This is a genomic window from Myroides odoratimimus (assembly GCF_038039805.1).
GTDB classification, from domain to species: domain Bacteria; phylum Bacteroidota; class Bacteroidia; order Flavobacteriales; family Flavobacteriaceae; genus Flavobacterium; species Flavobacterium odoratimimum_B.
Genome location: NZ_JBBPHK010000011.1, coordinates 47,075 through 59,904, shown reverse-complemented (window position 1 = coordinate 59,904; position 12,830 = coordinate 47,075). Strand labels below are relative to the sequence as shown.

The 12,830-nt window shown below is 34.5% G+C and carries 9 protein-coding genes; 1 reads left to right on the top strand and 8 read right to left on the bottom strand.

All coding sequences use genetic code 11. The features are described 5' to 3' along the window. Window positions 1-5 precede the first annotated feature (5 nt). The 8 genes from AABL85_RS09880 to AABL85_RS09845 form a co-directional block, all read right to left on the bottom strand. A complete protein-coding gene (locus AABL85_RS09880; protein WP_341309965.1) occupies window positions 6-1,313 on the bottom strand; it encodes a deoxyribodipyrimidine photo-lyase in 1,308 nt (435 codons plus the stop codon). 118 nt (window positions 1,314-1,431) lie between these two features. Beyond that, window positions 1,432-2,862 carry an anion permease gene (locus tag AABL85_RS09875; protein WP_341309964.1) on the bottom strand — a complete coding sequence of 477 codons (1,431 nt, stop codon included), beginning with the start codon at window positions 2,860-2,862 and terminating at the stop codon, window positions 1,432-1,434. A 24-nt stretch (window positions 2,863-2,886) separates the two neighbouring features. Then, window positions 2,887-4,089 carry a porin gene (locus AABL85_RS09870; protein WP_341309963.1) on the bottom strand — a complete coding sequence of 401 codons (1,203 nt, stop codon included), beginning with the start codon at window positions 4,087-4,089 and terminating at the stop codon, window positions 2,887-2,889. A gap of 18 nt (window positions 4,090-4,107) precedes the next feature. Continuing rightward, a complete protein-coding gene (locus AABL85_RS09865; protein WP_041893038.1) occupies window positions 4,108-4,860 on the bottom strand; it encodes a succinate dehydrogenase/fumarate reductase iron-sulfur subunit in 753 nt (250 codons plus the stop codon). A 12-nt stretch (window positions 4,861-4,872) separates the two neighbouring features. After that, the gene (locus AABL85_RS09860) at window positions 4,873-6,792 is read right to left on the bottom strand and encodes a fumarate reductase/succinate dehydrogenase flavoprotein subunit (RefSeq protein ID WP_341309962.1); all 1,920 of its coding nucleotides are present in this window, start codon (window positions 6,790-6,792) and stop codon (window positions 4,873-4,875) included. Window positions 6,793-6,794: 2 nt separating this feature from the next. Beyond that, window positions 6,795-7,454 (bottom strand): succinate dehydrogenase cytochrome b subunit, encoded by a 660-nt coding sequence (locus tag AABL85_RS09855; RefSeq protein ID WP_006258447.1) that lies wholly within the window; start codon window positions 7,452-7,454, stop codon window positions 6,795-6,797. 1,811 nt (window positions 7,455-9,265) lie between these two features. Then, a complete protein-coding gene (mdtD, locus tag AABL85_RS09850; RefSeq protein WP_341309961.1) occupies window positions 9,266-10,687 on the bottom strand; it encodes a multidrug transporter subunit MdtD in 1,422 nt (473 codons plus the stop codon). Between the two features lie 309 nt (window positions 10,688-10,996). Beyond that, window positions 10,997-11,581, bottom strand: a complete 585-nt coding sequence (locus AABL85_RS09845) for an aminodeoxychorismate/anthranilate synthase component II (protein WP_341309960.1) — start codon at window positions 11,579-11,581, stop codon at window positions 10,997-10,999. Between the two features lie 40 nt (window positions 11,582-11,621). Here AABL85_RS09845 and AABL85_RS09840 point away from each other — a divergent pair, with 40 nt between their 5' ends. Continuing rightward, on the top strand, window positions 11,622-12,590 hold the full coding sequence (locus AABL85_RS09840; RefSeq protein ID WP_341309959.1) for an aminodeoxychorismate synthase component I: 969 nt from the start codon (window positions 11,622-11,624) through the stop codon (window positions 12,588-12,590). The last annotated feature ends 240 nt before the right edge of the window (window positions 12,591-12,830 follow it).

Sequence of the window (12,830 nt, the reverse complement as noted above, 5' to 3'; positions counted from 1 at the left end):
TTATACTAATATTCTTTCAATCCCCTCTTAAACACTTCTAAAGCCCTCTCTCTAGCAAACTTATGCTCTACTATTGGTCTTCTATAGTAAAGTTCTCGCCACTCTAGAACCCATTTATCCATATAGCTACCATCCTTATCAAACTTCTTTGCCTGTTCTGTAGGATTGAATATTCTAAAGTATGGTGCAGCATCACATCCACAGCCCGCTACCCATTGCCAATTTCCATTATTAGAAGCTAAGTCATAATCTAATAGGTGTTGAGCGAAATAAGCTTCTCCCCAACGCCAATCAATCAATAAATGCTTCACTAAAAAACTAGCAACTACCATACGCACTCTATTATGCATAAATCCTGTAGCATTTAATTCTCTCATCCCTGCATCCACTAATGGATAACCTGTATTTCCTTCACACCATGCTAAGAAGTCTTCTTCATTATTGCGATATTCTATACCTTCGTATTTACGTTTAAAACAATGCTTTTCTACCTCTGGATACAAATACATAATCTGACTAAAAAACTCCCTCCAAATCAACTCCGATAGCCATACATCATTTTCTTTTAAAGCAATACGCACACACTTTCTAATAGATAAACTTCCAAAACGCAATGCTGTGCCTAATAAACTAGTTCCTTTAATACTAGGATAATCCCTATACTGATCATAGGTTGATATAACAGCTAGATCTATTGCATTAGCTACATGCATATACTCTGAATAACGATACCCTAGCTGGTCTAAAGAAATAATATCACTTTGAAAATGATGAAACAAAATCTTTTCTAAAGGCACAGTGTAGTCAAACAAATGATTCGTTGTCAATAATGATCTCCACTTTTTAGCATAAGGAGTGTATACCTGATATGCTGTACCATCTTGTTTTAGGATCTCTCCTCCTCTGAAAATGACGTGATCTTTATACTGATAGAAAGGAATATTCTTTTGTTGAAAGAAAGAAGCTACTTCTCGATCTCTCTGTATAGTTTGAGGTTCATAATCCTCATTGCTATAAACAGCTTTTATTCGATATGTATCACTTAACTGGACGAATGCCTGAGATACAGTACTATGCAAACATTGAATACCTGAATTATACTTCTTAAGCTCATCATTTATCTTCCCGATCTGCTCATGAATATACTGTACTCGCCTATCTTCTACATGACTAAACTGTTTTAAAATATCTTTATCAAAGATAAATAAAGGCAAAATAGGATATCCACTCTGTACAGCGTGATACAAGGCAACATTGTCTTCTAATCTTAAATCGCGTCTAAACCAGACTATTACTACTTCTATTTTTTCCATTTTACCACTATATTTTAATATTAGCTTATAAAAAAAGGGCTAAGCATTCTTTTATTCCCGAAAGATATAAAAGAATACTTAGCCCTACTAAATCAAATTATAAATTATAAACTATGTATTAAAAAGCTCCTATCAGACTCATCCAACTCGTACCTACTACTAAATAAATAGCCAGTAACATTACTCCGATGATTAGACCATAAGTCCACCATGACTTTAGCTCTACATACCCACTTCCAAAGAATACCGGTGCAGGACCGTGTCCATAGTGTGTTAGTGTTCCGTAGATAGATCCCATAAAACCTAACATCATCGCTAATAATACAGGTGGCACTCCTAGTGATACCCCTACTCCTAATAAGGCAGCATACATAGCTGCTACATGAGCAGTGGCACTCGCAAAGATATAGTGACTAAAGAAATATACAATGACGATAATAGGGAAAGCATAATGCCAATCCATATCGCCCATCTTACCTTTTACTAAATCACTGAACCATCCAATGAATCCTAATTTATTCAATGAGCTCGCCATCATCACTAATACTGCGAACCACACGATAGTATCCCAAGCTCCTTTTTCTGCTTTTACATCATCCCATGTCAACACAGAAGTCAACAATAAGATTGCTAGACCAATAAAAGCAGTCGTAGTAGCATCAATACTAAATAAGTCTCCTGTGATCCAAAGCACTAGCAATATAACAAAAGTCATTAACATCAATATCTCCGATACAGTTAACTTACCCATTTCTCTTAATTTTTCAGCAGCTACTTTAGGTGCATCTCCTGTTTTCTTAAGTTCTGGTGGAAAGATCTTATACAATACTATTGGAGTCAAGATAAAGGCTACCAATCCAGGAACAAAACCTGCTGCTGCCCATGACATCCATGAAATATTTATTCCCATATCAGCTGCGAACTTCTGACACATTGGGTTACTTGCTGTACCTGTTAAGAACATTGATGAAGCAATCAAGTTCATATAATAACAATTCAATGTCAAGAAAGAACCTAATTTCTTATGCGTTTCTGGTTTAGTAGCATCAGAACCGAAGTTCATAGCCATAGACTTCATAATAGGATAGATAATTCCTCCTCCACGAGCTGTATTACTAGGAATAGCAGGTGCTAGTACTAAGTCTGCTAACCCTAATCCATAAGCCAACCCTAATGTACTTTTTCCAAAGGCACGAATAAATAAAAACGCAATTCTATTCCCTAATCCTGTTTTGATAAAACCTCTTGCAATAAAGAAAGAGATACCGATTAACCAGATTACTTTATCTCCAAAACCACTCAAACTCAGTGCTATTGATTTACCTGGATCTCCAGGTGCTAACAATTGAAAGAATGCTGTTAGACCTACTGCTAACATACACATCGTTCCCATCGGTGCAGCTTTTAAGATAATACCTAAAATGGTACTTACAAATATGGCAAATAAATGCCAGGCATCTGGTGTCACTCCTTCTGGAATTGGACAAAACCATAATGCAATCCCGATTACAGTTGTAATCACAAGATTCTTAAGATTTACTTCTTTCATCACTTATACGTCTTTGTGGTACAATTAGAATCTACATTGTAATTGGATAAATGCTAGATTAGAATTATAAGTTTTCGAATCTTTTATATTCTCTTTAAAGTTGTCTATTTGCATCCCTAGTTGGATTCTCGCTCCGTAATTTTTAAGGAACTCCAAACTAAACATAGGTGTCAATGTCTGACGTGCATTAGAGTTTAACTGTGACTCCGCATCTAGATATTCATAACGACATGCGAATTCTATAGCTTGGAAGTGTTTTTTACCTACTTCATAACGAATATTTGGTAGCACATAAAAACTCTTCATCACATAATCATCTAATTTACCTAAGCGCTTGTCCGCTGCCAATTTAAAGAATGCATCATGATTAGTTCCTTGCTTGGCCTCTGTTTGAAAATCAAAACACCAACGATCTCCAATAGGAAACTTAGCTGCTGCCTCTATTCCTACTGCATATACATTTTCTTTTTGCACCTCACCTATACCTCCACTAATACCTACATTAAAATCATGCTTCTTATTCAGGTTAAATAAAAGTCTACTTGAGTAGTGCTTACCATCATCACTATCTGTCTTATTCTTTCCATTACCATTCGTCACAGAGAATCCATAACTCATTGGCACTTTGCCCAAATCCACACTACCTGTAATAGCAGCACCTACTTGGAAACTCATCCATCCATTACTTCCGAATAGATAATAAGAATTAGAGTAATCTATTGACTTAACAATATCTACTGCATAGGTTTCTTCTAATCCAAATAGAGGTCTAAACTGTCCTACTGTAATCTGGAAGTAACGGTTAACCGTATACTTAGCATAAGCATTTTCTAAAACTCGTGTACTTACATCTTTATTTTTAAAGTCTGCAAAATTAACAAGAGCTGTTACTTCTAAGTTTTCAGTAATCTTCGCATTCATAGAAACACGCATTCTCTTGATATCAAAAGAATTGTTAGCATAACTTGTCTTTTCTGGCGTTTCTGAGTGATGCAGTCCATCTATATCCACACCTTTTTTAAAGTTATCTAAGTATCGGGTCTGGAATACCCCTCCTACCTTAAACTTAGGATATTTCTGCGGTTCAGGATTGATAATAACCTTCTCTTCGAAGACTTTGATTGTATCTGTCTTGACCTCTTGTGCGAATGAAATAGCGGAGCAGAATAATCCTGCTCCTACTATTATTCTAAATTTTAAGCTATTATAGAGTGTGAGAGTGCTCATAGGCTTATTTTTTATTTGTTATTTCTTAAACTTTAAAAAGCTAGCACGATTGTACTCATAGTTCATACGTGCAATGTTTAGTACAGAAATACCTTGTGGGCATTCTACTTCACATGCTTCTGTATTAGAACAGTGTCCAAAATCTTCTGCATCCATCTGCGAGATCATTCTCAATGCTCTTTCTTTGCGCTCCTCCTGAGATTGAGGTAACAAGGCTAATTGAGTAATCTTAGCTGATGTGAATAGAGCCGCACTACCATTCTTACAAGTAGCTACACATGCTCCACACCCGATACACGCCGCAGAGTCAAAAGCTGCTTCTGCTGTCTCATGTGACACAGGGATTGTATTCGCCTCTGGAGCCTGTCCTGTATTTACAGACACATATCCTCCAGCAGAGATAATACGGTCAAAGGCACTTCTGTCCACTTTTAAATCCTTCTTCACAGGGAATCCCTTTGCTCTAAAAGGTTCTATTAATACCGTCTCACCATCTCTGAACTCACGCATGTGTAGCTGGCATGTAGTTGTATTCTCTAATGGTCCATGAGGATTACCATTGATTACTACACCACATTGTCCACAGATACCTTCTCTACAGTCGTGGTCAAACTCTACTGGTTCTTCTTTATTTACAATTAATTGTTCGTTTAATGTATCCAACATCTCCAAGAAAGACATATGCGGATTTACATTTTCTAACGTATAATCAACAAGTTTTCCTTGTGTTTTACGATTTTTTTGTCTCCAAATTTTTAAATGCAGTTTCATAGACTTTTTTAATTATTTATAACTACGGATAGTTGGTTGTACGAATTCGAATTTTAACTCCTCTTTATTCAAGATAGGCTCTTTATCTAATGACCCTGGCCACTCCCATGCAGAGATATATTGGAACTCAGCATCATTACGTGCAGCCTCCCCTTCCTCTGTCTGGTACTCTTCTCTAAAGTGTGCTCCACAAGACTCGTTTCTAGTCAATGCATCATAACACATCAACACACCGATCTCTAGATAATCTGCTACACGCCCTGCTTTTTCTAATTCAGCATTCATTGTATCATTCTCTCCTGGAACATGAACATTTTTATAAAATTCATCTCTTAACTTCTTAATCTCTTCGATTGCATAAGTTAACCCTTCAGCTGTTCTAGCTAGACCACAGTAATCATATAATAACTTACCTAATTTTTTGTGGTAGTAGTCCACTGACTTATCCCCTTTTATATTTAATAATTGGTCTATTTTTTCTTTATTTTCTGCCACCACTTTATCGAACTCTGGATGATCTGTAGAGATCTTACCTACTCTAATCTGATCTGCTAAATAGTTAGCGATCGTATAAGGCGCGATAAAGTATCCATCTACAGAAGCCTGAAGTAATGAGTTTGCTCCTAATCTATTTGCTCCGTGATCTGCGAAGTTTGCTTCTCCTAATGCAAATAATCCAGGAATAGTAGTCATTAACTCATAATCTACCCATAATCCTCCCATAGAGAAGTGAGCAGCAGGAGATATCTTCATCGGCTCTTTATAGGCATTAATACCCGTAATCTTCTCATACATACGGAATAAGTTTCCATACTTCTCAGCGATTTTTGGTTGTCCTTGTTCTTTGATTGCTTTAGAGAAATCTAAGTACACTGCATTCTTTAAAGGTCCTACACCATGTCCAGCATCGATACGCTCCTTAGCTGCACGAGATGAGATATCACGAGGTGCTAAGTTTCCGAATGCAGGATAACGACGCTCTAAGTAGTAATCTCTTTCTTCTTCTGGGATATCATTAGCTTCTCTTGTATCATCTGCTTTTTTAGGTACCCATATACGTCCATCATTACGCAGTGATTCTGACATTAATGTTAGTTTAGATTGGTAGTCTCCAGACTGTGGTAATGAAGTTGGGTGAATCTGAGTCCAGCTAGGAGAAGCGAAATATGCTCCTTTTTTATGTGCTCTCCAGATAGCAGATCCATTACATCCCATCGCTAAAGTAGATAGGTAATAAATCTTACCAAAACCTCCTGTCGCTAACACTACAGCATGTGCTGAGTGTTTCTCTATCTCTCCAGTCTCTAAGTTTCGCACTACTACCCCTCTCGCTTTACCATCGATTACCACGATATCTAGCATCTCATGAGAAGAGTATAGTTGTACTGTTTTCTTATCCACTTGACGCATTAGCGCTTGATAAGTACCTAATAATAACTGTTGTCCCGTTTGACCTCTTGCGTAGAAGGTTCTACTTACCTGAACACCTCCGAATGATCTATTGTTTAAATATCCTCCATATTCTCTACCGAAAGGAACCCCCTGAGCTACCGCTTGGTCGATCAAGTTAAGAGAGCACTCTGCTAGACGATACACGTTAGCCTCACGCGCTCTAAAGTCTCCTCCTTTTAGTGTATCTACGAACATACGGTACACACTGTCACCGTCGTTTTTATAATTTTTTGCAGCATTCACCCCTCCTTGTGCCGCTACAGAGTGCGCACGACGAGGTGTATCTTGAAAACAAAAAGCTTTTACATTATAGCCCATCTCTCCTAGAGAAGCAGCTAATGAACTTCCTGCTAATCCTGTTCCGATAACGATTACATCAAGTTTTTTTCTATTCGCAGGGTTTACCAGACGAGCAGTTTTTTTATAGTTAAACCATTTTTCTTCTAATGGTCCCTGAGGTATTTTTGCATCTAATTTCATAGCTAGTTTTTAAGATTAGTGATGTAAATAAAAATTGGCATTGCAGCAAATCCAACACAGATAATTACTGAATAAGCAACTCCGAAGATATTAACCCAGCGTACAAACTTTGGGTGAAATAATCCTAACGTTCTTACTCCACTCGTAATTCCGTGAATCAAGTGATAACACAATGCTACCATCGCGATAACATAAACCACTACTAACCACAGCTCTTGGAATGCTGTAACTACTACTGCGTATAAATCTTTGTTTCCATTAGCATCGATGCCTATTTCTCCAAACTTATACACATACCAAAAGTTTTGAAAATGCAGAACAATAAAGATTAAAACTATTGTCCCTAGTACTCCCATATTTCTGCTGTACCATTTACTAGCTCTACCTCTATTATCTTTTTTATACGTACCTCCAGAAGCCTTGTTCTTAGAAGTAATAATTAAAGCATAGATGGCATGTCCTATAATAGAAGCATATAAAACATAAGAAACCATTTTTACCAATGGATTTCCGGTTAGAAAATGCGAGTACGCATTAAAGCTAAGTCTTGCGTGTTCTGGCTCTAAAAATAACTGTGTATTTCCTAAAAAGTGAATTAATAGGAAAAAGCAAAGAAATAATCCTGTCGCGGCCATTACAATCTTGCGTGAGAGTGTGTTCATCTTTGTACTTTGTTTTTAATAATTAATGAATCCTTATTATTGTTACTAAAAGCCTGTTTAGAAAATCAGTACTATATTTTACTTCTATTTATTATAGAGTATTTCTTCATTTTTACTTCTTTTAGATATATCGACTCTATAAGAGAAAAATGTCTAGATACACTCAAAAATATCCTATAAACAATTTTATATTCTAATTTCAAACAGACTCTAATCGTTTTCTTTATTTATATGTTAAAAGTATAATTTTAGTGTTATTTCAAAGATGACATATATCAGCCCTCATTTGATTTTGTTCACTAGCTACATACATTAACGTACATCAATATAATATTACAATCAATGTGAACATGTATTTAAAATTATCAAATATTTTTAACATAAATAACGTTCCTCAAAAAAATAATTAATTATAATAAAGTATATAATCATTATAAATAGTACTATAACTTCTAAAGAACTTTCTATTCTTTTAACAAAAAATCAAATTCTATACCACAATACTCTTTTTAACAATTATAATTACCACAACAGATAGCAATACACCATATTCTCTATGTATTCTTTTAAAGAAATACAATCAAACAGCAGTAAATATCATTATATTCATTTCATATCATTAAAAAAAGAATCTATTATATTATTCATAATATATAAACATATAAAACCGCAAAAACCTCTCATTTGCTAGCTTCAAGTATTAATTATACATATTTAAAAAACAGTCTAAACTGAATAAAATAACTCTTTACAAAAGTTGTAATAAACCTAAATAAGTTTCATTTCCTCATCTTTTATACACAAAACCATGTTTCCTTATTACTAGTTCATATTGAGAATATAGTCTAAAAAAGAGCTCTTCATCTCCTGAAGATTATTCTTTTTGCCATTCAAACACTAAAAAAGAAGATTGCAAAATCCTCATTTTTACACTTCGACCCTTCTCTTTCTTTTAAAAGTCCCTATTAAGAAGTGTATCTAAACTAGAATAAACAAAATAAGCGTACTAATGGGGCTTCCATTCCCATCTAATTTAGATTTCATCACAACACCGAATACAAGAATAATAAGTGGAGTATAGAAGGATATTTATTGGGCAAATGCATGCTCTGCTCCACCATTATCGAGCTATTGTCCATGTATTGTCCAAGGACTTTCTTATAATACCCTAAAATACTAGGACTAGAAGCTACTCTACATATATAGCAACAATAGTAAAAACCAAATAAAACACTAATTATCAGTAAATTAATTAAAAACACATTATAAAAAAACACTACTATTTTTTTATAAAAAACATAGATATCTTCCTGATTTCAACCTTAAAATGAAAAAAACGGAGTTTAGAAACTATAAAAACGATGTTTTAAGAGGCTATTTTCTATTCAAAAAGAAAAAAATGAGAAGTAATTTTCTAAGAATACAAAACTAGAGTGTATAAAAAAACAGTAGTAAACCAAAGTCTACTACTGCTTCATAATATATATCTTCTGTCTTATCTCTCTAAGACTGAAATTCTACTTTAACCTAGATTCGCGATAGGCATATAAACGAAAAGTAATTATACAAAATAGCTCTGAATTAGTGAGTAAAGCATACTATAGTACGGTTTTAGAACTAATGAAAGAGATATTATCTCTAAGAGTAACTCTCGTTCACAATTATTCATTTCTGATATTCTATGGGTATAAAACTTAAGGTCTTGGGACATCCTATCTGTTCTAAAATACTAACTACTATAGCATTATCATTGACTTCCATCCTTCTGATATCTCAATCTCTTGCTATTTTAAAAAACAGAGACAATGTTTTTATTCTTTTTTATACGAGCGCACTCCAGACATACTTGATCCTGCATCTTTACTCAGATTAGTAAATACTAAACTAGACAGTATCGTAATCAATCCCATAACTAAGAAAGTATATCTAAACACACCTATCTTATCACCTGATTCTGCAATCTGACTGTTCTGAAACAACATCAACACCATCGCTGATAAAGATATCCCTAGACTTACTGCTAACTGCTGTGTCACGGATAGCAGACTGTTTCCTTCACTAGACGTATCTTGATCTAAATCGGCTAAAGAAATGGTATTCATTGAGGTAAACTGTATAGCGTTAAAAGCACCGTTACCAATCATTAGTAAAATAATTACCCAATAAGGTGTAGTAGGCGTTATAAAGAAGAAACAGCTGATTAACAACCCTGTCAATACCGTGTTCGTAATCAACGTACTTCTGTATCCAAAACGTCTCACAATAGGGACTACAAAGTTACGAGAGATTAAATTAGACAAGGCTTGTGGAATCATCATCATCCCTGCGTACATTGCCGAATATCCATATCCTACCTGTAGTAATAAAGGGATCATCAGTGGCATCCCCCCTATTCCGAAGCGCGTAATTAAGTTACCTATTAAACCTAAACGAAGTGTGGTAATCTTAAATAAGCTCAATTTAATCAAAGGTTCTTTTGTCATTCTAGCATAGAATACATAAGCTACTCCCATCAGCATCGCTACAATAAATAGGGTAATCAATTGTACTGATGATATTGTAGGACTATTCCATTTCTCTATCACTAAAGTCAAGGTAGTCAGTCCACCACTAAACAACACCCATCCTAGAAGGTCAAAACGGCCTACTGTATTAGTAAAATTAGGGATAATCTTTCTAGCAAAAAGTACTGCTATCACACCTACTGGTACGTTAATAAGGAATATCCAATGCCAAGATAACTTCTCTACTAAAAAACCTCCTACAGCAGGCCCTAGCATAGGTCCTATTAATCCTGGGATGGTGATAAAATTAATCACCTTTAATAATTGATTTTTAGGATACGCATAAATTAAGGTCAACCGAGCCACTGGTACCATCATCGCACCTCCCACTGCCTGAAATATACGTGCTAAAACTAGCTGATCTAAGGTAGCCGATATAGAACAGAATACAGAACCTAGAGTAAATAGTCCTACGGCTAGAATAAATATTCTCTTCGTACCAAAACGGTCAGCTAACCATCCACTCAAAGGAATTAGTAATGCGACTGTCAATGTATAGGAAACAATAACGCTTTGCATTCCTAAAGGGGATTCTCCTAAGCTCTTCGCTATAGAAGGTAGTCCTGTATTTAAAATTGTAGCATCTAGTGCTTGCATAAAGATGGCTAGAGCTCCTAACCATGGCAAATATTTGCGTGTTCTTTCATCTTTTATTACTCCTGCTTGCATTGTATTCTAAATCATTTAGTAATTAATAATTTCTTTTTCACAGTGCAAAATTAGAGTATCTATTCTCATTTATTTAATGAATTAGATAGATATTTTTTATCCTAAACAGGCTTTAAAATGATGAAAAAACAGTAGTAATATCAATTATACATTTCCCTATCTCTTTCTTTATTAATATAGAATTTTTATAGCTCTACTATTATTAGATAGATAATTATTATAGAATACGTATAACAAAATTTGATAGACAATCTCTATAATGATTGATAAAAAATTGCTATTACAAGCAAAATGCAGTAAATAATTTAATCATCGCAGCGATAACACCCAATTATTTATGATTTCTCTACCATGAGAGGTAATATACGATTCGGGATGAAACTGTACTCCCTTAATATTGTAATCTCTATGGCGGATAGACATGATAACTCCCTCATCACTAAGCGCTACTATCTCTAATTCTTTTGGAAAATCAATAGTTGATAAAGCCCACGAATGATATAACCCTACTGATATGGTATCCTTTATAGTCGCAAACAATGTATCCTCTACCCTATAATGTAAGGTAGTAGACTGCCCGTGATAGACATAAGGCAGATTCTCTAAAGTAGCTCCAAAGTACTCTCCAATAGTCTGATGACCTAGACAAACCCCTAAGATAGGTTTATCAGCTTTATATCTATCTAATATTTGAAACAAGATAGGGTAACTACGGGGTACATCTGGCCCTGGAGATAAAACAAACATATCAAACTTATCCAAAGATTCTAACACAACCTCATCGTGAGGAATCACTGTTATATCACAATGTTCGTTCTCATCAAAGAGTTGAACCAAATTATAAGTAAACGAGTCATGATTATCTATTATAACAATTTGTTTGATTTCACTCATAAACTATTTTGTACTTTTGAACCTTTAAACTTGATTAAATATGGTGCTCAAAGATACAACTATCTCTTTAATGAACTCATTGGGATCACAGAGAATTCCTTTCCTCTTTATTATTAGCTATGATGGAAAGGACTGTATCATCCAACCACTAAAAGATATCGATCAAGAACAAATCAAATACAACTTTAATGGGGTAAGCAATACACATCCAAAAAAGCGTAGCAATGATTTAACAATAGAAGTAAACCCTCTCAGCTTTGAGCAATATCAACAGAAGTTTGATATCGTCAAAAAAGAATTACAGTTAGGAAACACATACCTTATTAATCTAACTGTAGCTACACCTCTAGCTTCTGCACATACCTTAGAAGATATCTATCATACCACTAAGGCAAAGTATAAACTACTGGTAAAAGATAAATTCACTTGTTTCTCTCCTGAGATATTCGTTCAAATCAAGGATAATGCGATATACTCATATCCTATGAAAGGAACTATTAAAGCTGATATTCCCAATGCTAGTGAGTTACTCTTAAATGATGAGAAAGAGACTGCGGAACATTACACTATTGTTGATTTAATCCGAAATGATCTAAATATCGTTTCTAAAAAAGTGAGAGTAAACCGCTTTAAATACCTAGATAAACTAGAGACTTCTAAAGGTGCTATCTTACAGATGAGTTCTGAGATAACAGGTGAGCTATCACCTGATTGGCACAACGAGATAGGAAGTATATTTAGCAAAATACTACCTGCGGGCTCTATCACTGGATCTCCAAAAGAGAGTACAGTAAATATAATAGCCAAAGCAGAGCAATACGATCGAAATTATTATACAGGAGTATGTGGTATCTATGATGGCGAGAGTATTGATAGTGCTGTGATGATTCGTTTTGTAGAGCAACAAGCTAATCAACTGGTGTACAAAAGTGGCGGAGGAATTACTTCTTCTAGTAAAGTAGAAAAGGAATACGAAGAATTACTTCAAAAAATATACATACCTAGCTGATTAATTTCAATTAAAATACAAATTAACTAGTATAAATTCATTTTTATCATTTTTAAAGAGATAAACAGATCTTATTAATAATAGTTAAAAAACAACTCTCCTGACAGAACTTAAATTATCTGATTATCACATTAGAATGCTTTTTATTACATTTTAATTAATTAAAATCACTAAAAACAAGCACTTTATCTATTCATAATTGATTATTTTATTTTTATATACATCTTAATTCTGTAAATT